26 protein-coding genes are annotated in these 23074 nt (G+C 35.3%); 11 read left to right on the top strand and 15 right to left on the bottom strand.

All coding sequences use genetic code 11. From position 1 onward, the window contains the following. The first annotated feature begins 9 nt into the window (after positions 1 to 9). Positions 10 to 936 carry a 1-phosphofructokinase family hexose kinase gene (locus tag EMTOL_RS12590; RefSeq protein ID WP_015029675.1) on the top strand — a complete coding sequence of 309 codons (927 nt, stop codon included), beginning with the start codon at positions 10 to 12 and terminating at the stop codon, positions 934 to 936. 45 nt (positions 937 to 981) lie between these two features. After that, positions 982 to 1731, top strand: a complete 750-nt coding sequence (locus EMTOL_RS12585) for a PI-PLC domain-containing protein (RefSeq protein ID WP_052315385.1) — start codon at positions 982 to 984, stop codon at positions 1729 to 1731. 260 nt (positions 1732 to 1991) lie between these two features. Here the strand turns inward: EMTOL_RS12585 and EMTOL_RS12580 are convergent, their stop codons facing one another. Beyond that, a complete protein-coding gene (locus EMTOL_RS12580) occupies positions 1992 to 2963 on the bottom strand; it encodes a formylglycine-generating enzyme family protein (RefSeq protein WP_015029673.1) in 972 nt (323 codons plus the stop codon). A 433-nt stretch (positions 2964 to 3396) separates the two neighbouring features. Here EMTOL_RS12580 and EMTOL_RS12575 point away from each other — a divergent pair, with 433 nt between their 5' ends. From EMTOL_RS12575 to EMTOL_RS12560, 4 genes are all read left to right on the top strand, one after another. After that, positions 3397 to 3987, top strand: coding sequence for a Crp/Fnr family transcriptional regulator (locus tag EMTOL_RS12575; protein WP_015029672.1), 591 nt, complete (start codon positions 3397 to 3399; stop codon positions 3985 to 3987). A 77-nt stretch (positions 3988 to 4064) separates the two neighbouring features. Then, a complete protein-coding gene (locus tag EMTOL_RS12570; protein ID WP_305953232.1) occupies positions 4065 to 4493 on the top strand; it encodes a DUF2141 domain-containing protein in 429 nt (142 codons plus the stop codon). Positions 4494 to 4496: 3 nt separating this feature from the next. Beyond that, on the top strand, positions 4497 to 4919 hold the full coding sequence (locus EMTOL_RS12565; RefSeq protein ID WP_015029670.1) for an ABA4-like family protein: 423 nt from the start codon (positions 4497 to 4499) through the stop codon (positions 4917 to 4919). Then, on the top strand, positions 4906 to 5688 hold the full coding sequence (locus EMTOL_RS12560; RefSeq protein ID WP_015029669.1) for a hypothetical protein: 783 nt from the start codon (positions 4906 to 4908) through the stop codon (positions 5686 to 5688). The genes EMTOL_RS12565 and EMTOL_RS12560 overlap by 14 nt, the downstream gene beginning before the upstream one ends. A 202-nt stretch (positions 5689 to 5890) precedes the next feature. Here EMTOL_RS12560 and EMTOL_RS12555 read toward each other — a convergent pair whose 3' ends face one another. Next, positions 5891 to 6487 (bottom strand): DUF4136 domain-containing protein, encoded by a 597-nt coding sequence (locus EMTOL_RS12555; RefSeq protein WP_015029668.1) that lies wholly within the window; start codon positions 6485 to 6487, stop codon positions 5891 to 5893. A gap of 182 nt (positions 6488 to 6669) precedes the next feature. Here EMTOL_RS12555 and EMTOL_RS12550 point away from each other — a divergent pair, with 182 nt between their 5' ends. Further along, the gene (locus EMTOL_RS12550) at positions 6670 to 7308 is read left to right on the top strand and encodes a murein L,D-transpeptidase catalytic domain family protein (protein WP_015029667.1); all 639 of its coding nucleotides are present in this window, start codon (positions 6670 to 6672) and stop codon (positions 7306 to 7308) included. Beyond that, positions 7280 to 8992: a L,D-transpeptidase family protein gene (locus tag EMTOL_RS12545; protein ID WP_015029666.1), complete on the top strand. Its 1713-nt coding sequence runs from the start codon at positions 7280 to 7282 to the stop codon at positions 8990 to 8992. The genes EMTOL_RS12550 and EMTOL_RS12545 overlap by 29 nt, the downstream gene beginning before the upstream one ends. Before the next feature lie 165 nt (positions 8993 to 9157). Here the strand turns inward: EMTOL_RS12545 and EMTOL_RS12540 are convergent, their stop codons facing one another. Further along, positions 9158 to 9526 carry a hypothetical protein gene (locus EMTOL_RS12540; RefSeq protein ID WP_015029665.1) on the bottom strand — a complete coding sequence of 123 codons (369 nt, stop codon included), beginning with the start codon at positions 9524 to 9526 and terminating at the stop codon, positions 9158 to 9160. A 213-nt stretch (positions 9527 to 9739) separates the two neighbouring features. Between EMTOL_RS12540 and EMTOL_RS12535 the strand changes: the two genes are divergently transcribed. The 3 genes from EMTOL_RS12535 to EMTOL_RS12525 all read left to right on the top strand — a co-directional run bounded on the left by EMTOL_RS12535 (position 9740) and on the right by EMTOL_RS12525 (position 13534). Then, complete coding sequence (locus tag EMTOL_RS12535; protein WP_156510962.1) at positions 9740 to 10294, top strand: hypothetical protein; 555 nt, start codon at positions 9740 to 9742, stop codon at positions 10292 to 10294. A gap of 13 nt (positions 10295 to 10307) precedes the next feature. After that, on the top strand, positions 10308 to 11261 hold the full coding sequence (locus EMTOL_RS12530; RefSeq protein ID WP_015029663.1) for a hypothetical protein: 954 nt from the start codon (positions 10308 to 10310) through the stop codon (positions 11259 to 11261). Between the two features lie 929 nt (positions 11262 to 12190). Further along, positions 12191 to 13534 (top strand): PAS domain S-box protein, encoded by a 1344-nt coding sequence (locus EMTOL_RS12525; protein ID WP_015029661.1) that lies wholly within the window; start codon positions 12191 to 12193, stop codon positions 13532 to 13534. A 192-nt stretch (positions 13535 to 13726) separates the two neighbouring features. Here EMTOL_RS12525 and EMTOL_RS12520 read toward each other — a convergent pair whose 3' ends face one another. The 12 genes from EMTOL_RS12520 to EMTOL_RS12465 all read right to left on the bottom strand — a co-directional run bounded on the left by EMTOL_RS12520 (position 13727) and on the right by EMTOL_RS12465 (position 23058). Next, positions 13727 to 14038 carry an alanine racemase C-terminal domain-containing protein gene (locus EMTOL_RS12520; RefSeq protein ID WP_083842385.1) on the bottom strand — a complete coding sequence of 104 codons (312 nt, stop codon included), beginning with the start codon at positions 14036 to 14038 and terminating at the stop codon, positions 13727 to 13729. Between the two features lie 26 nt (positions 14039 to 14064). Next, the gene (locus EMTOL_RS12515) at positions 14065 to 14295 is read right to left on the bottom strand and encodes an alanine racemase (RefSeq protein ID WP_041693553.1); all 231 of its coding nucleotides are present in this window, start codon (positions 14293 to 14295) and stop codon (positions 14065 to 14067) included. A 27-nt stretch (positions 14296 to 14322) separates the two neighbouring features. Next, complete coding sequence (locus EMTOL_RS12510) at positions 14323 to 14874, bottom strand: bifunctional nuclease family protein (protein ID WP_015029660.1); 552 nt, start codon at positions 14872 to 14874, stop codon at positions 14323 to 14325. Beyond that, positions 14867 to 15112, bottom strand: coding sequence for a hypothetical protein (locus tag EMTOL_RS12505; RefSeq protein WP_015029659.1), 246 nt, complete (start codon positions 15110 to 15112; stop codon positions 14867 to 14869). The genes EMTOL_RS12510 and EMTOL_RS12505 overlap by 8 nt, the downstream gene beginning before the upstream one ends. Positions 15113 to 15132: 20 nt before the next feature. Next, on the bottom strand, positions 15133 to 15753 hold the full coding sequence (locus EMTOL_RS12500) for a hypothetical protein (protein WP_015029658.1): 621 nt from the start codon (positions 15751 to 15753) through the stop codon (positions 15133 to 15135). 6 nt (positions 15754 to 15759) lie between these two features. After that, positions 15760 to 16902: an NHL repeat-containing protein gene (locus tag EMTOL_RS12495; protein ID WP_015029657.1), complete on the bottom strand. Its 1143-nt coding sequence runs from the start codon at positions 16900 to 16902 to the stop codon at positions 15760 to 15762. 29 nt (positions 16903 to 16931) lie between these two features. Continuing rightward, entirely contained in the window at positions 16932 to 17984 is a 1053-nt protein-coding gene (hypE, locus tag EMTOL_RS12490; RefSeq protein ID WP_305953231.1) for a hydrogenase expression/formation protein HypE, read from the bottom strand. Positions 17985 to 18013: 29 nt separating this feature from the next. Further along, positions 18014 to 19117: a hydrogenase formation protein HypD gene (gene hypD, locus EMTOL_RS12485; protein ID WP_015029655.1), complete on the bottom strand. Its 1104-nt coding sequence runs from the start codon at positions 19115 to 19117 to the stop codon at positions 18014 to 18016. A 40-nt stretch (positions 19118 to 19157) separates the two neighbouring features. Next, the gene (locus EMTOL_RS12480) at positions 19158 to 19457 is read right to left on the bottom strand and encodes a HypC/HybG/HupF family hydrogenase formation chaperone (protein ID WP_015029654.1); all 300 of its coding nucleotides are present in this window, start codon (positions 19455 to 19457) and stop codon (positions 19158 to 19160) included. Positions 19458 to 19710: 253 nt separating this feature from the next. Further along, entirely contained in the window at positions 19711 to 21975 is a 2265-nt protein-coding gene (gene hypF, locus EMTOL_RS12475; protein WP_015029653.1) for a carbamoyltransferase HypF, read from the bottom strand. A gap of 4 nt (positions 21976 to 21979) precedes the next feature. Then, on the bottom strand, positions 21980 to 22678 hold the full coding sequence (hypB, locus tag EMTOL_RS12470; RefSeq protein ID WP_015029652.1) for a hydrogenase nickel incorporation protein HypB: 699 nt from the start codon (positions 22676 to 22678) through the stop codon (positions 21980 to 21982). Positions 22679 to 22716: 38 nt separating this feature from the next. Next, positions 22717 to 23058, bottom strand: coding sequence for a hydrogenase maturation nickel metallochaperone HypA/HybF (locus tag EMTOL_RS12465; protein ID WP_015029651.1), 342 nt, complete (start codon positions 23056 to 23058; stop codon positions 22717 to 22719). Positions 23059 to 23074 lie beyond the last annotated feature (16 nt).

Here is a 23074-nt window from a genome sequence, read left to right as displayed (position 1 = left end):
TCAAGAATTATGAAAATAGTCACACTAACAGTCAATCCAGCAGTCGATAAGAGCACTAAGTTTTCAGGCTTAGTTGCCGAACAGAAAATTCGCTGCGAAAACCCACACTTCGATGCAGGTGGCGGCGGAATAAATGTATCAAAAGCCATTGCTCGTTTAGGTGGAAAATCAACGGCAGTTTTTACCGCTGGTGGCCCCACTGGCAACTTATTACAGGATTTATTGACTAAAGAAAATATTGATTTTCAAACAATTAAATCCCAAAATTGGACTCGTGAAAACTTTATTGCGGTAGATGTACTTACCAATGCCCAATATCGTTTCGGTATGCCTGGGGCGGAAATCCTACCAGAAGAAGCTAATGCCATCTTGCAAAAAATAGAAGCATTAAAACCAGAGTTTTTAGTTGCAAGTGGTAGTTTATCAGTGGGCTTAGGAGATGATTTTTACGAAAAAGTAGCGGCCGTTTCTAGAAAAATTGGCTCAAAGCTTGTCATTGATACTTCAGGTGAACCGCTCAAAAACGCCATTGATGAAGGTGTTTTTCTGCTAAAACCCAATGTGGGTGAACTAGCAAAATTAGTTGGAGAGGAAAGCCTCGAAACCGACCAAGTTGATGAAGCCGCCCGAGAAATCATCGCCAAAGGAGGCTGCGAAATTGTAGTAGTTTCACTTGGCCCACAAGGAGCAGTTTTAGTAACTAAAGATATTTGTGAACATATTCCAGCTCCATCAGTTCAGAAAAAAAGTACGGTAGGAGCTGGCGATAGTATGGTTGGAGGAATGGTTTGGGCTTTATCTACGGGAAAAAGTCTGCACGAAATGCTTCGTTGGGGAGTTGCATGTGGTTCGGCAGCAACCATGAACGAAGGTACACAATTATTCAAACAAGCCGATGCTCAAAGATTATTTGAGTGGCTAAAAAAATATAAATAACCATTTGTTGGATTTATGATTCATCTATTTCAACCCTTTAAGATTATGAAAAAAAATGTTTTAATGCTTGGTATATTTCTCATTCTCCAAGTCAATGTTTTTGCCCAACTTATTCATTCTCACAACGATTATGAACAAAAAGAACCTTTTTTTGCTGCATATAATTTAGGTTTCGATTCGATTGAAGCAGATTTATACCTCAAAGATGGACAGCTTTGTGTGGCTCATGATGAAAAAGATGTATCGACTGAACGCACGCTTGAAAAGCTTTATATTGAACCTCTTTTGGCAAAAATCAAACAAATTGGTGGTTATCCTTATGCTAATAAAAAATCTTTGCACCTGCTACTTGATTTAAAAAAGAACGGTCGAGCTATTATGGAGGCTCTTGAAACTTCGCTCAAACCTCATAAAAAACAACTTACTCATGTGATTATCTCTATCAGTGGAGATATGCCCCCACCCTCAGAATTCAAGCATTACGATACAATGTTTTTCTTTGATGGTAGAAAGAATTTAACTTATTCAGATTCCGAGCTGAATAGGCTCTATATTGTTAGTGCCAGCTTTTTAGATTTCGGAAAATATTGGCCGGGGCAAACAGCTATCCCACAAGACGTTGCAGATAAAATAAGTGTATTTGTCAAAGACATGCACTCCAAAAACAAAAAGGTTAGACTTTGGGGAACGCCAAATACGATTTTAGGCTATGAAACACTACAATCTTTGGGTGTAGATGTACTCGGAACTGATGATTTACCTTTACTCAAAAACTTCATTAGTCGTTCGAAATAATACAAATGAGTCATCCCGATTTTTCTAAGCACCATTTCGGATAATTTATTGACAGTATTTACTTGACCTCATCAGTATTAATTAATTGCCGTCTGTTTTAACTGACAGAATAAAGAATCAAGTATAAAACAAAACAGATTTGACTTTAGTCAAACTATCTATTTAGACTAAAGTCAAATCTGCTAATTCAAAGGTATCCGTTAGTTAAAACTGACGGCAATGATAGAAATTTCTTTAAAATTAAAGACAAATATTTTCTATCAAGGAATATCTTTTGGGGGGCGAGCGAAATAAGCTTCAATTTCTTCTTTTGAAGGTTGTTTTACTGGCCTAACTACTCTAAAACCTAAAAATGGTGCATCAGTAAGCCACCAATCAGATTTAGGGATTTGAGGGTCACGTTGTTTTAATTCTGGCGTTGAAGTACGGCGTGAAGCACTGCGAAGGCGGTCGGCGTCATCGTCCCAGTGACCACCACGAATTACGTGTGGGTAATGATTCGAAGGTTTTACATAAGGATTATTGGCGGCCTCGGGTTTACTATAAAAATCTGCAACATATAAATCCGAAGTCCATTCGGCCACATTTCCGTACATATCATATAATCCCCAAGCATTCGGTTTCAATTGTCCTGATTTCTTGTAAGCACCATCTGAGTTATCAAAATACCATGCATATTCTTTCAATTTAGAGGCATCATCGCCAAAATAGAAAGTTGTTTTCGAACCTGCACGAGCAGCATACTCCCACTCTGCTTCGGTTGGGAGTCGATAAAAATTCCCTGTTTTTGCATATAACCACTTACAAAAAGCACGAGCAGCAAACTGAGTAACATTACACACTGGAAAACCATGTTCTTTACCTTGTCCAAACGACATCTCTACGTAAGGCTGCGTTGGGCGAGCCACTGTACTTACACGACTAGCTACTTCGTTGGTATTTTTCTCATCTTTCACCTCCAATTCCTTATTGAAAAATGTTTCGTACATTTCCCATGAGGTTTCGAATTTAGCCATCCAAAAAGCATCAATTTTTACTTTGTGTTGTGGACCTTCATCTGGTTTGCGGTCTTTTTCGCTTTCTGGACTGCCCATCATAAATTCTCCTGCTGGGATTGGTACCATATCTAAGCCATGTTCAAGACCCGGAATGTGCTCGGTGTAGGGTTTAAAGTCGTCGTTACGAAAGGCAACGCATGCAAAAAAAAGGATGGAAATAGTTATTTTTTTCAAGGTTGGTTGAGTTTTGTTTTTACAAATATAGCCCAACTTTCTGCATAAGTCGAAAGTCTGTTTATAGAAATTTTAAACCACAAGAAAAACATTTTAAAGCATTTTCCTATTTTTAAGGTGATTTCTATATTAAAATGAGTCAAATTTGCCTCAGAGAGCCTTAATATTTATAGAAATATATGTTAAAATCTCATATCATTATGAGTCATCCCAAATTTTGAGATAAAACAGTTCCGTAGGAACGACCAATGTAACTAAATTAGCCGTTCCTACGGAACTCAAAACATTAAAAATGTACGATTTTCTCGCGACATTTAAATCCTGCGGAGCTTTTTTTAGTTCTTAAATTATTGACTATAAGATATTTATACAATATTTATAAACCGAACCTTCGTAAATTTTATAAAATTTTCACCTTTTAAGTATTAAATATTTGGAAACTCCCATCAAGTTATATCTCGAATCATACCAACAAATTTGTAAGGAAATTAATGATGAAGAACTAAGCTTTATCGAAGAACATTTGAGTATTTCTGAAATTAAAGCCAAACATTATTACTTAAAAGCAGGTCAAATTCAAAAATCAATCGGTTATGTCATTGAAGGCCTTATTAGGTCATATTATATTGACGAAAAAGGAGATGAAATCACCGTTGGTTTTATCAAAGAAAATGAATATGCCACTGATTATGGGGCATTTATTCGCCAAAAACCAAGCAAATATTATTTTAAATGCATCGAACCAAGCATTGTTGTTAATTTGCCATACACGACCATGCAGGAAGGATATAAAAAATATAAAAGTATCGAGCGTTACGGAAGATTAGTTACCGAAGAGGTTTTAATCTTACAACAAACTCGCATTGAAAGTTTCTTATTCGAAAATGCGGAAGAACGTTACCTTAATTTTATCAAACGTAGTCCCAATTTATTCAATCGAATTTCACTTACTTACCTTTCCTCATATTTAGGTATTGAGCGTCAATCTTTAAGTAGAATCAGAAAAATGCTAATATCTAAATAATTTTGTAACAAATGTGACAAGTAAATGCTTATATGATTTCAGAATTTTGCCTCATCAAACAAAAAATATTCAGAATTATGAAATCTATTCTTTTGCTTCCTTTATGCTTTTTGCTGTGTATGAATATTACACACGCCCAAACACCACAATTTTCACTAAAAGTATCTAATATTAAAAGTTTAGCTACACTAAGAATTGCTTTTTACAAAAAAGAAAATAGCTTTCCTGACCAAAACAAATTTGAATTTGGCAAAGAGGTAAAACCCAGCAAAACTGGTGAAGTGCTACTCACATGGAATGATATTCCAGTTGGTGAATATGCCTTGGCTATTTATCAAGATTCCAATGGTAATAAAAAGTTAGATACCAATTTAGTTGGCTATCCGAAAGAACCATTTGGTTTTAGTCAGAATATTAAACCTAAATTTTCAGCTCCCAATTTTGCTGAATGTAAAATAGTATTCAATAATCAAAACAACACCTTTTTCATCAAACTAATCGATTAATTTATGAATGCTTCAACTATTTTTCAGCTTGGTAGTTCGATAGTACTACTAGGTTGGCTACCGCTTTTTTTCGCTCCCAAATGGAAATATACTCAACCTTTTATTCTCAACGGATTACTTGTACTGTTTGCTATTGTTTATGCTTACTTACTGCTCAGTGATATTGGTGATTTTAAATTTGATAGCTTTAGTACCCTACAAAATGTACGTGCTTTGTTCGAAAAAGACAATGCACTTGCCGCAGGTTGGCTCCATTATTTGGCTTTTGATTTATTTGTGGGTGCATACATTGTTAGAGAAATTCAAAGGCTACAAATGCCCCATTGGCTGGCCTTCATCGCCCTACCTTTTACTTTTATGTTTGGACCAATGGGCTACCTAATTTTCATCATCATCAAAACCATCAGGAAAAATGCAGTTGATTAATGATATATATAGAAGAAACAAGATTTTAGGGCATTTAGGAACCATAAATCTTCTCCTAGCGGGCTTATTACTAGCTTATTCATTTTTCAATGAAGAAGTTATTTTGGGAATAAACTCAATGATAAAACCGCTAAAATTTGCCTTAAGTATCTGGATTTACAGTTGGACGATGGCCTTTCTGTTGTATTATGTGAATGACCAAGAAAAAGTGAGCAAGTATTCTTGGTTAGCCGTCGTAGCTATGGGGTTTGAACAGTTTGCTATTGTTTCTCAGGCATTACGTGGAGAATTATCACACTTCAATCGTTCAGGTATTTATGGTATCGTATTATATGCTTTAATGGGTATTTTTATAGTTATACTAACCATACAAACACTTAGAATTAGCATTGTTTTTATACGTCAAAAAAAATATTCGATAGATAAACCTAAAGTTTTAAGCATTCAAATTGGACTTATTCTATTCGTAATTTTTAGTTTTTGGGGCGGCTACATTAGTGCAGCCAACACCCATACTGTTGGAGCAAATGATGGAGGCAAAGGGCTACCTTTTATCAATTGGAGTACGCTTGTTGGCGATTTACGCGTGGCTCATTTTATGGGTATCCATGCTTTGCAAATTATTCCAATCTTTGGTTTTTACATTTCGCAGAAGCTAAAAGAAACATCGGCTACGAATGCTGTTTGGGGATTCTCTGTTGTTTACTTTGTCTATGTGCTATTTACGCTTATTCAAGCAATGGCGGGTTTACCATTTTGGCGGATGTAAGTATTGATTTTCTTAAATAATCGACCAAAAGGATTTAACCTTAAAGTTTTGGTTGTTGAGCGAAGGCTAAGCCCAAATTTGGGCTTAGCCTTCGCTCAACAACTAATTTTGAATATATTACCCAATTTTGTATATTTTTAATACTTAAATCTTTGAAAATTTGCGATTTGAATATTTCTTTCTAACCAAAAACTATAAATCTTCAATTCACCGAAATCACTTTTTCAACATCTTGCTTTTTTGCTTTGGTTTCTCCTTTACTTGAAGGGAATTTTCTCAGAATACGTTTTACTTTTTTCTCGAAAACAGTAGCTGCATAAGCAGGATTATCAATGATTTCTTCAGCTGCTCCACGCCACACTAATTGTCCTGTTTGAGCATCTACAATATCAATAATCAGCGTCCCGTTATCATAATTTACAATTTCTGGACTTTCACAATATGTTCTTTGACTTAAATCGGGTAAATATCTTTCACCACGGTAAAAACCAGCCCCGCAAACCAAATTTTGAAACTTTTGTTCTTCGACATAAATATGAAAATCTACAAAAAAATCGGGTGTGGCAATATTTCTACGAAAACCTTTTTGAGCCAAAATCTTATCTACTTTTCGGATAATGGTTTCGTTTAGTTCTTCTGAACTATATAAAGGATGTGATGCCTTGGTAGCTTCGAGTTTATTCCAAGTATAATTTCGATATTTTTCAATGGCAATATTGGGTTCTCGCTCAATATGTAATTTTCTGCTACAAGCTCCTAATCCAATAACTAAAAATATTACAAAGCCTATTCTTTTCATGATTCTACAAAATTTTTATCAAAACTATAAATTTGGCATACATTCTATTATGATTTCGGTCAGTATTTTAAAATTTCATAATAATCAATTCTTAGAAAAATCTTATTTCTTGCAATATTTTTTATCAGAATTTTGTTAATATAAATAAGGTCTAAATCTCACCTGATTTTTTATTTTTTATCATGTTATCAAGTCTTCAATTTCTATATTTTTTTCTTAATTTTTATACAGTAAGTCCTCAAGAAGCTACCACCAATCCTTCTAAAGTTTACCACGAAACCGATGCCATTCATCAATTATATTACGAATGTAAATTGGCTGGAATCGTAAAATATGAGGCCTTTAGAGAATCAATTAAAGGGCTTTCGAAGTTTCATCCTGCCAAACCCATCATTACTATTGTGGATTTTTCTCTACCCTCAGACGTCGAACGATTTTTTGTGATTGATATTTCGAAGAAAAAATTGTTAATTTCATCTTTGGTAGCTCATGGACAAAAGTCTGGCGAAAATATAGCACACTCGTTTTCAAATAAAATGAACTCACACCAAAGTAGTTTAGGATTTTATTTGGTTGGAAGCCCAATAAAAAGTCCAAAACATGGTGATGCTCTCCTGCTGGAAGGTTTACAAAAAGGATTAAACGATAATGCTCGTCGTCGAGAGATAATTATTCATGGAGCTGCCTATGTAAGCAAATCATTTATCAATCAGTTTGGCAGACTCGGCCGAAGTCATGGTTGTCCAGCTCTACCAAACGACCTAATTCCACAGGTTTTACCTGTTCTTGCCAATGGAAGTTTGTTATATATTAGGAGTTAGAAAAACTAAAATTTTCTTAAAACTCATCACATTTTTTACTTTAATCTCAATAGTTGGCTCGATTTCGAGTTGTAAAAATAAGCAAAAAAAGAAGGTTATTTTAGCCGATGAAAGCGTTTATTCGGCAGAAAACTTTACTCATTTAACCGTTGATAGCCTTGAAATAGCTGATTTTTTCAAAACATTTGAAGCTAGCGATTCTATCAAGAATGAAGTTTTAGAGTTTTATAAGCGTAGAAACTTTCAATTTGCTTGGATTAATAAAGATGGACTCACTCATGCAGCTCCCGATTTCTACGTACAACTACAAAATTTTAGCGATGACTTTCAAGATAATTCACTAAAAAACCATACACTCGATAGTTTATTAGCTGAAGCTGAAAGTGACAGTAAAAGCTTTTTGAAGCAAAAAGACCCCATGCATAATTTAGAATTATTGCTCACCAGTACATTTTTCAAATTTGCCGATAAAGCCTATACGGGCACAACCAAAGACCCTATTGACCTTGAGTGGTTTATTCCTCGAAAAAAGAAAAACTACCAAATACTATTAGATTCTCTGGTGTCAGCGAAACAAACCAATAGAGTACAAGAGCCTGTTAATCAATACTATATCGCCTTAAAAGAGAAGTTACGTCAGTACAGAGAGATTCAGAAAAAAGGTGGTTTCCCGAAAATAATAACAACGCAAAAACCATTAAATACAGGAGATAGAGATTCTTTAGTGCAAAGTCTGAATGATTATTTAGTCTTAACTGGCGATTTAAAACAAAGAGATACTTCTTCAGTGTTTAGCGATTCTTTAAGTGTTGCCATCAAGCGTTTTCAGCAACGGATGGGTTTGAAAGAAACAGGAAAAATAAATGCGGCAACTTTATCCGAACTCAATATACCGATTGAAGCCAGAATCAAGCAAATGATGATTAATATGGAACGACTTCGCTGGGCCCCCGTTGAATTAGAAAATAATTATTTAATGGTAAATATTCCAGAGTTTAAACTTCACATATTCGAAAACAAAAAATTATCATGGGATATGTCGGTAGTAGTAGGGAAAGCCGCAACGAAAACCAGTATTTTTAGAGGCGATTTATCAATGGTTGTTCTAAATCCTTATTGGAATGTGCCAACGAGTATCATTCAAAACGAAATCATGCCAAAGCTTCAAAATGGCATTTCGTATCTTTCAAAGAATGATATGGAAGTCCTATCGGGAAATAAAGTCATCGACCCTTCAACCGTCGACTGGACTAAATATGCCAACAGCATTCCACCTTATAACTTCCGCCAGAGGCCTGGTAATAAGAATTCTTTAGGCAAAATAAAGTTTTTATTTCCAAATAGTTATAGCATTTATCTGCATGATACCCCCTCGAAAGGTTTATTTAATGAATCCGCACGAGCATTCAGCCACGGTTGTATTCGCCTTTCAGAACCTCGAAAATTAGCCTTGTATTTGCTTAGAAACAACCCAAATTGGAGTAGTGAAAAAGTTGATGAAATATTGGAAAAAGATGAAGAAAACTTCATTAAGCTCAAACCAGCCTTACCTGTTTATATTGTTTATTTCACAACTTGGGTAAGCAGCAACGGTCAACTCAATTTCAGGAAAGATATTTATGGTTTAGACAAAAAGCTTTCAGAGGAAGTTTTCAGTGAAATTACTGCAAAAAAAACTTTGTAAGGATTTCAGCAAGCAATTAAAATAGTATTTTTAAAGATTTTGAGTTCCTTAGGAGCTATCTATTTAGCAGCGATAGGTCGTTTTTCCTAAGGAACTCATTTCTATCAAATTAGGCTTCAGCACCGCAATTTTCAATCTCAAAACAGTCGAAAATTGACACGTTTCTTATTCCGCTATAACTTGTGTAGAATCTAATTTATGCTTTGTTTTTCGATTGACTTCTCTGCCTTTGTTGGTTAGTAAGTTTTTCTGCTTATAATTTCGTTGGATATCATCATTATTAACAGCCACCACAATATTTGACTTTTGATTGTTTTTGGTTTTTGCTTTATAATTTCGATTATTGGCATGCGGGTTCGTTGAATAATCATTATTCAACTGGACTTTTGCTGGAGCATTAGAGGTATTTTTTCTACCCAAAAGCTGGTTTTGCTGCTTGTAGTTAGCTGAATTTGGAGCACTCGACTGTGCAAAACTGGTGGTAGTTACCGACAACGCCGATAACACCACTAAGGCGTTTAGTATATTTTTCATTTTTCGAATAATATTTATTTTTTGTTTCTTGCAGAAACAATTCAAAATTATAGCTCAAATAAATACCGAGCAATAAAATAGATAAATTTTATAGGTAAAAATACCTATATTTCCAATTTTTTCAAGAATAAACAAAAGCCCCGCGAAGTTAAATATGAAGAAAACCATATATTTGTAAAGCTGTTTCTATTAAAACCAAACTACTTGTAGCCCGTGATAAAACTTTACACAATTACCTTACTATTACTTTGTTTCTCATTTTCCACCATTGCTCAAGATAAAGTATCATTTGGGGCCTCGTTCATGTATAATTTTCCTCTAAAAACTGTTGGCGTGGGTCTTCGTTCGCAGATACCTGTAAATGATAAGCTACTCTTGGTGCCTTCAGTAAAGTATGCACCACAATTCAATGAAATTCACGAAATTTATGCAGGCGTTAATGCCCACTTAGTGCTAATTTCCTCAGTAAACAAAGTTAGTTATAGAAGAAGTCAAGTTCAGCCACAAAAGCCTAATTTATATTTAAGCGTTGGAGCTGATTATAACCAATGGTTTAACTATATCAGCAGTGCTAATAGTAAAGCTGATAAGCAAAATATTCTACCTATGGTTGGCCTTGGCACCTCTTTTGGCTCTCATACCATGCGTTTTTTTGCGGAAGTAAAATATAATGCTCTTTGGAATGAATCAAACGGCGAAATAGGGCTATTAATTTATCCGGGATTTATTAAAGATAAGAAAAGAAACAATTGTCCAGTTATCCGATAATTCACTAAAAGAGATGAAAATTAAGCATTTATTCAAATTACTGCTCAGTACATTATTTGTAGCGAGCATCTATTCCTGCTCTACTGACCGCTTAATTCCGGCCGAAGAGCCTGTTGACCCATTTAAGGATAAGGTTTTTGAAGGAGAATATGATTTACCAATTTTAAATAAACTGGCAAGTGTATCACAGAAATTCACAGTTAAGAGCTCAGATGACTTGCCAATTACAACTCCCAAGGGCACTAAAATATGGCTCTATGAGTGGAATCTTGTAAGTCCGCAAGGTTCAGAAGTTAAATATCCATTTGATATTGAAATTATTGAACTTTATAGCCTTAAAGACATGATTTTACATCGAAAGCCTACAGAATCATACGGACGATTATTGAGTACGGGTGGTGCTATTTATCTTAGTGTATCTAAAAATGGCAACCCGCTACAAGTTAGTTCATATCCTCCAAATATCTCCATTCCAGCGGCCGTAGTAGATAATGATATGTGGTTATTTTATGAAGGATATGGAAGAAATGATAGATTCACTTGGCAAGAGGCCCCACCAGATACGGCAAACAATCCTAACCAACAAGAAGGGCGTTTTACCATATTTGCTGGTAAAGGTTCGTATGAAATTTTCCCGAAAAGATTTGGCTGGATAAACTGTGATAAATTTGCTAATGACCCCAGACCACAAACAACTGTTTCGTTTGTATCAACCAAAGTACCATTAGAAAATGTTGCCATTTTTATGGTACTGCCTAATATCAACTCAGTTATTCAAGTCTTTAATGGCAAGTCATTAAATGTTCCTATTGGTGAAGATGTGAAGATTGTAGCCATCGCCCAAACAACCAAAGAAGAGGTGTTTTCCTTTTTCAAAGATATAAAAATTGAGGACCTACAAACCATTGAAATAGAACTTAAACCATCTACCGAAAAAGAGGTTTTAGATGCTTTAGAAAAACTCTAGGCTAATATGAGTTATCACAAATTTAGTTAGAAAAACTATTCATTGCCGTCAGTTAAAGCAGAAGGGGTCGCCTAGACGGCAATGAATTACTATTTGCTCTCTTGTTCGTTACTTTTATACAAACAAAACTTCAATAATCTTCTTTTACCTCCTATCTTGTTAGGCTTAATACAGAACTTTACTAATAAACTATCTTTTCTCGATTTGCCTAATAATAATCAAGCTATTACCACTTAGAGCAACATTTCTAAGTTTCTTAAGCATATATTTTTTGAAGGAAATAATACAAAAAGCATCAATGATTAATCGCACGAAAACTATCATTATGTTTTCTTTTGTCATTCAAGAAATTTGCTTTAACTTTCCATTGAAAATTGGATTAATCTAAAAATAGCTTTGAGTCACTTTAAATAATAGCCATTTAAAACTTAATAGACCTCATTTTGACTTCAATAGCTCAAAATTTAAACACATAAAGTACAACTCAAAGAAATTTAGTAAAAATCAAATGGTTCATACAAACTAACTACTACTTCAAATTCTATTTAAAAGAACTAGCAAAACATGTTGTTCGATTAACCTTAGACACATAACTAGAAATAGACCAAACAATACGTTAGTTTGAGTATCAATACAAAAGCAGGAATGAAAGCTAGACAAATCACGGAAAGCTTTTTGCTAGAAGCGTATATGCATAAGAACCATTTTAAGTTTTTTCAAATCAGATAATTATTTCTGGTTGAGTGACAATTTGCTACCGAGAAGATAATCGAAACAAAATTTCTAAGGGGCATCAACTTGGCTAAAAAAAGTTGATGGGCTTCCTATCCATGTTTATAGATAGGAATGCTAATCAACGACATAGCTAATGAACGCTACCTTAGAAAGTCAATTAAACGTTGGACACAATCTTTTAATAAAACCTAAAAATGTTACAAAAGTATTTCAAAGCAATTTTGGATAATAGCCCCGACAACATTGTCTTAATAGGCAAAAATCATGAAGTAATGGCATTTAATAAGTCTATTAAAGAAGTGTTGTTTGAATACCACAAAAGGGAAATACAAGTTGGCGATTTATATTATCCTAACTTTGTTATTGAAGCAAACCGAAAAATTTATTTAGATGCTTTTGAATCTGCAATAAATGGAATTCCATTTACCATTCAAAACCTAACCCAACATGAAAATACCTCTTATTGGTTTGAATACAAAACATCGCCCGTTTACGACGAAGACGAATTAATTGGTGTGACTTTAAGTGCCAAGAATATAACAAATGAAAAAATAGCAGAGAAAAAAATATCTAATATGAGTGAAAATATAAAAGCCATATTAGATAATACTGATGAATCTATTACTTTACTTGATTTGGACTATAAGATTATCACCATGAATCAGATAGCCTTCCAAACAACCCTAAATAATACAGATGTCAATGCTATCATAGGCATGGATTTTCGAAATTTTATGCCCGACAAAGCCAATCTATTTTATGAGTATTACCCCAAAGCAGCTAGAGGTGAAAGCTCATTAGTAGAAATTCCTTACCTTACAGCCTCAGGCCAGGAAGTATGGTATCAAACAAAGTTTAATCCTGTTTATAATCAAGAACTCAAACTTTATGGTGTTTCTATTTTCGCAAAGGATATTACTGAAAAGAAAAAGCTAGAACAATCACTAATCGAAAGTGAAGAGCGATTTAGAAAAATAGCCAATTCGGCACCAATTGGCATTCTTATTTCCGATAAGAGTTTAAAAATTTCATACGCTAACTTTTACGCCATGAAATTATTCAAATATGATTCTAAAGCGTTTTTAGAATTATACCTTACAGATATTATTGAAGATATTGAATTTGAAAGTCAGGATGTAATAAACATAGACAATTTTTCAATGAATATCGAAAATTTCATATGCAACAATGAACGTTTTACTGGTATTTCAAAAGAAAATGATAGAATAGAAATACTCTTGAGTTCGGAGTTTTTTAAAAGTAAAAAGCAAGATAACATTATATTTATTATTCAAGATATCACAGAACTTAACAATAAAAATAATACCATAATACTACAAAACAATAAGCTAAAAGATATTGCCTGGCATCAATCACATATCATAAGAGCTCCTTTGTGTAGGCTCATGACGATTGTCGAGTTGCTGCAAATTGATCAAATAGATGAAGCAGAAAAAAGATATCTATTTGATTCAATCACTACCAGTGCCCAAGAGTTAGACAATGTAATTAAAAATATTGTATCTCAAGCTGAGTAAACTATGGGAAAAGAGTGTTTTCAACTACGACTTCGTTTCCATTAAAAATGTATTGCCACCAACCATCTTTGATGAGAGGTAATATAGGAGAGTTAATTACTTAACTCCTATATTATTCTTTATAAAATACTCGTTTTACTCGTTCACTTACTCCCGTAAAAATTTCATACGGAATTATATCAATAGTTTGGGCTAATTCTGTAATTGAAAGGTCTTTCCAAAAATTATTACTTCATCAGCTTCCTCACACTCTACATCGGTTACATCAATCATGGTCATGTCCATGCAAACATTACCTACGACAGGACAAGCCACTCCATTAACCAAAACTTTCCCAACACCTTTGCTACAACCACGGTCAAAACCATCGGCAGAACCAATAGCAATCGTGGTAATTTTCGAATCTCGTTCCAATACACCCTTTCGAATATATCCAACGGTTGTGCCAGCCTCTAAATATTTGATTTGAGAAATCACGGTCTTCAGCGTTCCAACCGTTTGCAAAGCATTTTATTTTGTTCTACTTCCTGTTACTTCCACGCCACTAAGTCCAATACAATACCTAAGCGAACCATATCAAATTGGGCTTCTGGGGAACGGATAATTCCAGCTGTATTACAGATATGTCTAAGCGGTTTTTGTCTCGATTTAGCAGCTAAAATTTGTTGTAATATTTGCTCGAATTTCTCAATCTGCAGTTTAAAAAAGGCATTATACTCACTTTCGTCTGCCCCTACTAAATGACTAAATATCGAAGCCACTTGAATAGTAGGGTTTTGATTGAGTCTTCACCTTTTTCTTCTTTCAATGGCATCTCTTACCCGAGCCGCACTTTCGTAATCTTCTTTTTTTAGAATCTTTTCTAATAACTCCTCTAATTCTGCTAAGGTATATTCTGCATAAGAACCCTTCTTTTCTTTGCCTTTATCATCAATTTCATAGCCAGCACTTTCTAAAACAGATTGACTAACATAAATCGGGCAAGAAAAACGCACAGCTAAAGCAATGGCATCGGATGTGCGAGAATCTATATCAAACACTTCACCATCAACTGATTGCAGGATAATATTTGAGTAAAATATTTCATTTTCGAGCTGATGGATATTCACTTCACGAAGCTTTGCCTTTAATTGGTCAATTACATTTTTGAATAAATCATGCGTTAAAGGTCGAGCAGGTTGAAGTCTTTCTAAGTGAATGGCAATGGCCTGTGCTTCCTGATTACCTACAATAATCGGAATCCGTTTTTTTGATTTTTGTTCTTCTAAAATCAAAACATAATACCCTTTCTTGGATTCACTTTCGGCTAAAGCAATCACCGAAACTTCAAGTTTATTCATTTTGCTGTGAGATTTCGAGGTTTTTCTTAATAAACTCGCACATTTTACCAATATCTTCAAATGGTGAAATTACCCAATCTTCTACCGATAATCTATAAAGATCTTTGCCTTCCACTTCAACCGAAAAACCACCTTCTAAATCAAAGTATTTTCCCTCTTGTCGAAGAATCTTTATATTCATCTGATTCAGTGCATAAGCTACAAATTCGGACTCATTATAAATGGGTGAGTTTGACATAAAGTTTATACAGATCTATGTTATTGAAAAATGTTTTTATAAACAATGCTTATTCCTAAACCAACACAAAGCGAGGCAGAAACCAAGCCTAAACCAAATGAAAGCCAACGATTATTTAGGATTTTTGATGAAAATGGAAGGCTAAAAATTCCAGCAGCAAGCATCATACCTACAACCGAGCCAAGGCCAAACAAGGTAATATAAGCAAATGCTAATACATGGTCTTTGATTTGTGTGAGTACCGAAATTAATAAACCCCCGCTTCCTGCTAAACCATGAACTAAACCTACGCCATAAGCTAAACCAAATGTAGGCTCATTAGCATGTATATGCCCGTGCGAACGTTCTTGGAAAATACGATAAAAGCGAACAAACCCTAAACCAATTAACATTATACCTACACCTGCTTCAAAATACTTAAAATCGTTTTCATTTAAGATAAATTTACCAATCAGATAAATTGCCGCTACAATCAGAATAGTTGACGTATGCCCCAAACCCCAAAAAATACCATCTTTAATTGCCGCCAAAGTATTATCTCTACGTGTAACAATGCTGCTCACTGCCACCAAATGGTCGGCCTCAAACGAGTGAGAAAAACCAATGATTGCCGCCCCAACTAATGCAATAACATTTTCCATAATACATTATAAGATATCATAAATAATGAGTCGATGATTTCCTGTATCGGCCAAAACTAATTTTTCTCCATCAACGCAAATCGAAAAAGGCCAATAGAGTTGTGTATCGGTTCCAAAACGTGTTTGAGTATTTTCACTTCCAGTATTGAAATCATAATGCCCTAATAAATTATCGGCCTCAGGAGCGTTGCTACTCGGAATATTTTCAAACCACAAAAGCCTACTATTGCCAGTATCGGCTACAAAAATGCCATTTTTATAAAAAAACGAATCATAAGTCCAACTCATGGAATCTTGTTTAGGAGCGAGACTAAACTGATTCATTCCATTAGAATCAAAGTCGGGCTGACCAATAATTACATCAGCCGTTTTTGTAAAAGCATCTTTCCAATGATGCCAAATAAGTGTTCGATAAAATTGCGTATCGGTTATTGCCAAAACACCATTAGTACTAACTCGTAAGGAATACGGCCAAATGGGTTCATAATTTTCATAGTCACGCTCCGTAAAACTTGGTTTACCAATTACTTTACTGGCTGCGGCAAAATTTTCGGTTGGAATAGAATTATAAAATAAAATTCTTCGATTTCCCGTATCACAAATCCATAGATGCGTGCCATCAGAGAAAACACCATAGGGCCAATTTAGGCTTTGTGCAGAGGGAGTTGAACCAATACCTCTGATATTGGGTTCGTTTTGCTCGAAATTAGGTTGTCCAATGACCACATCAGCGGCTTGACCATTTTTCGTTGGAAAAGAATGCCATATTAAAACCCGATGATTCCAAGCATCGGCAATGATGAGTTTAGTGCCATCTGTCCAAATGCCTGAAGGATATTGAAGCGTACTGGCACTGACGGTACTTCCTGCATTTCTACCAGTGTCGGATTGCTCAATTTGCCCCAACACAATATCTGGATTTGCATAAGTATCTGAAGGAATTTGATTCCAAATGAATACTCGATTCTGCCCAGTATCAGAAACCATCAAATAATTTTGGTATTTCCAAACGCCTCTTGGTGCTAATAAAGGGTTATGCTCATTTCCTTTGAATATCTGATAAGAACCCACCAATGCTGGTTTATCAATTGCTGTTGCCGATAGACCACTACCAAGTGAGGGCGGTATTTTGGAAAGACTAATATTCATTTGAAAGTATTATTAAAGTAAAAACTGGCTTAGCAAATTCGAGGTAATTGTTCACCAACAAGCATATTTATAACTCGTTTTCCACCAATTTTACTCTGCAATACTACTTGTTTAGGGTGTTCTTCAACCACTTCTCCGATAATAGCCGCATCCAATCCATTCTCTAAAGTTTTTAGCTTTGCTAGAAAATCATTTGCCACATCGGCTGATACTACGGCCATAAAAACACCTTCATTCGCTACATATAGTGGGTCAAGGCCAAGCAATTCGCAAGCTCCATAAACTTCTTCTATGACTGGAATATTTTTCTGTATAATATTTATACCCAACTTAGTATCTCGTGCTATTTCATTCAGAACCGTGGCAACACCGCCCCGTGTTGGGTCACGGAATAAATGAATATCCGAACCAAATGTATCTAAAAGCTCTTTAACAGTATGATTAAGATTGGCTGTATCACTTTCGATGCTAGTTTCGAATTCTAACCCTTCACGTACCGACATGATGGCGATTCCGTGTGTAGCAATGTTTCCACTGACAATGATTTTATCGCCCGCTTGTACTTTTCGGGATGAAATTTCAGCTTTAGGATGAATTTGTCCAACACCCGCAGTATTGATAAAGATTTTATCGCCCTTTCCTCTTTCTACAACTTTAGTATCGCCTGTTACAATGTATACACCCGCTTTTTCGGCTGCAAATTTGATAGACAGTAATATCTCCCAAAACTCCTGCATGGTAAGCCCTTCTTCAAGGATAAAACTTAGCGAGAGATATTTGGGGATAGCTCCACACATGGCCAAATCATTCACAGTACCATTGATAGCCAATTCACCAATATTCCCACCTGGAAAGAAAACAGGGGAAATAACATAACTATCGGTCGAAAAAGCCAATTTACCTTCTAATTGAAAAATTGCCCCATCGTGATGGTCATCTAAAATCGGATTTTTCAGTAAATCAAAAACCCCTGATTCGAGTAATTTATTAGTTAATACGCCTCCACTTCCATGACCTAAGGTAATTACCTCAAAATCGAGTTGCGGCATGGGGCAAGAAAGGCTAAGTATTGAAGTATGCATTGAATTTTGAACTGAAATTTTAAAATCTTTTAAGCTAACACTTCTTCAGTAGCTTCAGAATAATGATAATATGCTGCACAAGCACCTTCTGAAGAAACCATCGGAGCTCCTAATGGATTGAGCGGCGTACAAGCTTTACCAAATTGGCTACACTCAAAAGGCTTTTTAATACCTTTCAAAATTTGTCCAGCAATACAATCTGCACATTCGGGTACTTTCTGAATATTCACCGAAAACTTCTTATTGGCATCAAATTCAGCCATTTCATCGCTTACTTCCCAACCACTTTTCGGAATAGTTCCGATTCCTCGCCACTCTCTGTCATCAGTTTTAAATACTTTTGCTATTACTTTCTGAGCTTCTAGATTCCCTTCAGCTTTTACCACTCTACTGTATTGATTTTCAAGTTTTGCTTCGCCGTTTTCAAGTTGTCTGACAGTCATTAAGATTCCTTGAAGTAAATCTACTGGTTCAAAACCCGTTACAACCATCGGAATTTTATATTTTTCTACAATCGGCTCGTATTCATTCATACCCATAATCGTACAAACATGACCTGCTGCTAAAAAAGCTTCAATTTTTGCTTCTTCATCGTTTATTACTGCTTCCATTGCTGGTGGCACTAATACATGTGAAGCTAAAATTGAATAGTTTTTTAATCCTAATCGTTGTGCATGAAGTACAGAAAGTGCATTGGCAGGTGCTGTAGTTTCAAAACCGACTGCAAAGAATACGACTTCTCTTGAAGGATTTTCTTGAGCAATCTTAACGGCTTCTAATGGAGAATACATAATACGAATATCTGCTCCGCTAGCCTTTGCTTCAAGCAAACTTTTCTTTGAACCAGGTACACGAATCATATCGCCATACGAACACAGAATTACATTTTTCTCTTCTGCTAAGTACAAGGCTTTATCAATCAATGTTAAGGGAGTCACACAAACTGGACATCCTGGTCCATGAACCATCGTGATTTGCTTTGGTAGAATATTCAAAATACCATTTTTCACCAAACTATGTGTTTGGCCACCACAAATTTCCATGATTGTCCATGGGCGAGTGGTAATCTTGTGTAATTCGGCAATGTATTGCTCTACTACCTCGGGGTCTCGGAATTCGGATAAAAATTTCATAAGCCCAATTGGGAATAAGTTCAAAATGATTTAAAATGCATTATAAAAACTTACTAATACCTTCATCAATAGAGTTTTTATCAATTTGTGCATGTTCTACAAGCTCATCAATCTCACCTATTTCCTCTAAATATTTAAAGGTTTTTTGTGCTTCTTCTTCATCCACTTTACTTATGGCCACACCTACATGTACAAGCACGTAATCGCCTACTTGGGCATCAGGAACCATTTCGAGTGAAGCCTCTTTGGTAATACCTCCGAAAACTACTTTTGCCATTCTGACCAAACCATCGTATTGATATTCGATTGATTTTATTTTACCCGGAATTGCCAAACACATGTGAGTTCTATGTTTAAATTTAGAAATTTAAAAGCCTAATATTTTTGATTCATTGAATAAATTCAATGGTTATAAGAACAAGGAAATAATTTAGATTTACCTAAACCGTATAAATTCAGTTTGGGTGTTTTTTTGGGTTAAACGCATTAAATACCTCTTAATTTGTTTAAAAGACGTTCCATTAGACACTATAAAATAAGTATCCATATTGGGACAAATTAAATGCGTTTAACCTTGTACTTTTTGAAACTTTTTAAGGTGTTTTCAAAAAACTATAAAAAGCTAGTTGTCCAAATGAAATGCACTCATCATTGGGAGATAACTGCTTATGAAAAAAGAGTTCAAAATCATCAAGGTGCTGAAAGGCTAAATCTACCAAAACTGCATTTTGCCAAACTCCTCCCGAAAACGCCAATCGTTTGATTTTTAGACGATTAGCTATTCCTTGAATAAGCTTTATCAACGAAAAATGAATTTTAGCTGCTATTTTTTCTATACTTACATTTTTCTGAATATCTTCAAAAATTTGCTTAATCATTGGGTTTAAATTAATCTTATTTTCAGCATTACACACCAAATTATAGCTAGTTATTTCAGCTGAGTTTTTATCAAAAAATTCCCTTGCTTTAGCCTCTAAATACATGGCAGCTTCACCTTCATAAGTAGATTTATCGAGGATACCTAACAAAGAAGCCAAACCATCTAATATTCGACCAACAGATGAAGTATTGATATTTGAATTTTGAGAAAGAAACTTCTGGTAAAGATTCCATTCTGTTTCACTAAACTTTCTTCGGATAAATTCTTGGACATCTTCCACTTCATGCGTAATTGCCAAGGCCGATAAACGTGGTTCCCGTGCCATTTTATCTCCCATCAAATTCGAGAAATAATCAAAATGAGCAACTCGCTCTAGACCTAAATCATCTTGATATTCAAAGAACTCTCCACCCCAAATTTGTCCATCTTCGCCCCAGCCTGTTCCATCCCAGATAATTCCTAAAATAGGTTCTTTGCTTCCAAACAAATCATTTTCAGCCAAAACAGCGGCAAAATGAGCTTGATGATGTTGAATTTCAACTAAATTGAGTTTTTGTTTTTGAGCCATTGCTTTTCCCATTTCACTTGATGGATACATTTTGTGTTTATCAATCAAGATGGTAGATGGCTCAAAACTGATTACTTCCGATAAATGCTTGAGAGTATGTCTATAATTTTCTTGTGTATCAAAATCAGTTAAATCACCCAAATATTGGCTTATGTAAACATTATTTTCATGGGTAATGGCAAATGTACTTTTCAACATTGCTCCCATCGCCAACACATTATTTTTTAAAGCTAATGATGCCTGTATAAATGTTGGAGCTAAACCCCTCGAACGCCTCAGAACAATTTTTTGATTATAAATTGGGCTAAACCTCAGTACGCTATCATCTTGAGGCACTACGATTGCTCGATTATTTTGAATAATACAATCGGCTATTTCCAACAATTCTGCCAAAGCATTATCATCTTGATAAACAATTGGTGAATGACTCAGATTTCCACTGGTGGCAATTATGGGTTTGGCAAACGTTTGAGCAATGAGTTCAAACAAAGGTGTATATGGCAGCATAACACCCAATAAACCAGTAGTTGCCAATGTTGAATCTGGAGCATTTAAAAGCACAATTGAGGCCGTTTCATTGGCTAATGCCTCTTTCTCCTGCTCTTTTAAGCTAATTTCTTCTTCAAGCAATTTTAGGCTTGGATACATCACCGCAAATGGCTTGGTGGGTCGGTGTTTTCTTTGGCGAAGGATAGCAATTGTTTGTTCATTATTCGCATCACACATTAATAAATAGCCACCAATACCTTTAATTGCCAGTATTTTACCTTCCTTCAGTGCTTCAACACTTAGTTTTAATACTTCATCAGATTCGTTCGTAAGCAATGCTCTGTGCTTATCAAAAAATGAAAGTTGAACGCCACATTTCTTGCAAGAATTTGTCTGCGAAAAGTATCTTCGATTCTCAACATTATCGTACTCTTTCTGACAATCTGCACACATACAAAAAGCTTCCATGCTTGTCAATTCGCGGTCGTATGGGAGTTTCTGAGTGATTGAATACCTTGGTCCGCAATAAGTACAAGTTGTAAAAGCATATAGAAATCGACGGTCGTTTTGGGTATGAATTTCCTTTCTACAAGTTGGACAAATAGCAAAATCAGGACTTAGTAAAACATTAGTTTTGGTATTTCTTTCACTTTTGATGATATGAAAACCTTTTTCAAATACTGGTTTTCGCTCGATTTCTTCAAAAGAAATATTTGTTATTTTCGCTAATTTTGGAGCTTCTTGTTTAATCTTTTCACAGAAACTTTCAATCTGATTAACAGGCAATGATACTTCCACTAAAACGCCCTCATTGGTATTATTTACCCAACCATTTACTTTATTTTCGATTGCTAAACGATAAATAAATGGTCTAAAACCAACCCCTTGTACCTGCCCTTTTATGCGAATTTCAAATACCATTATTTCATGCTAAGACACCTTTCTTTTCTTCTACCTTTTTCATGAGCCACTCACACCATTCATCCATTCCATCACCTTTTAGACTCGAAATCGTAATTACCTCAATATCAGGATTCACATCTCTTGCATCTTTCGTTACAGCTTCCACCGAAAATGGCACATAAGGTAATAAATCGGCCTTTGAAACAACCATTAGCTCACTTGTGAGAAACATTCGTGGGTATTTTTTGGGTTTATCGTCACCTTCGGTTGCGGCTAGAAGTGTTACTCGATAATCTTCTCCAAGGTCAAAAGCAGCAGGACAAACCAAATTCCCTACGTTTTCGATGAATAATAAATCAACACCTGTGAGGTCAATATGGTCGAGGGCTTGGTAAATCATTTGTGCTTCAATGTGGCACATCCCACCAGTAACAATCTGTAAGGCATTGATACCCACATCACGCATCCTTATGGCATCACGTTCTGTCTCTGGGTCACCTACCAAAACAGCTAAATTTAATTTGTCACGAAGACGTTTCCCCGTTTCTTGCATGAGGGTGGTTTTTCCACTTCCTGGTGAGGAGCAAATATTAATAACCAATATATTTGGCAACCGTTCACGAATGGCTTTTGCCACAAAATCATTGACTTTGAGTAAATTAAGCGTAGTATTATCGCATTGAACTGAGCCAACAGAAGCTTGATTTGACTTTGGTTTCATAGTTTCCGAGCAGGAAATTTTAAAGATTGAATGATAAATTATTCAGCAAATTCTACTCTACTGATCAGGAGTTCTTCGCCTTGCACTACATTTCGGCTCGGCTTACCACAAGTACACACAAAACGATACTGTTCTACTTCGCATGTTTTATTGCATGAATCACAATAAATCAAAATCGGTAGCACTTCTACATGCAAACTGGTATTTTGGTACTTTGGCTGATCTTCGAGCACTGCTTGAAACGCATTTTGCATCAGAATTGGCTGAACATTTGAAAGCAAGCCTGCCTTTAGAAAAATACCACGAATCTTTGGAATATCATTCGGGAATTCTTCTTCGAGGGTCTTAAAAATGTTTCGAACTAATGAGATTTCGTGCATGCCTTTTGCTATTCTT

Source organism: Emticicia oligotrophica DSM 17448, assembly GCF_000263195.1.
GTDB classification, from domain to species: domain Bacteria; phylum Bacteroidota; class Bacteroidia; order Cytophagales; family Spirosomataceae; genus Emticicia; species Emticicia oligotrophica.
The sequence above is the reverse complement of the archived record's forward strand: the minus strand, read 5'-3'. Positions and strand labels throughout refer to the sequence as shown.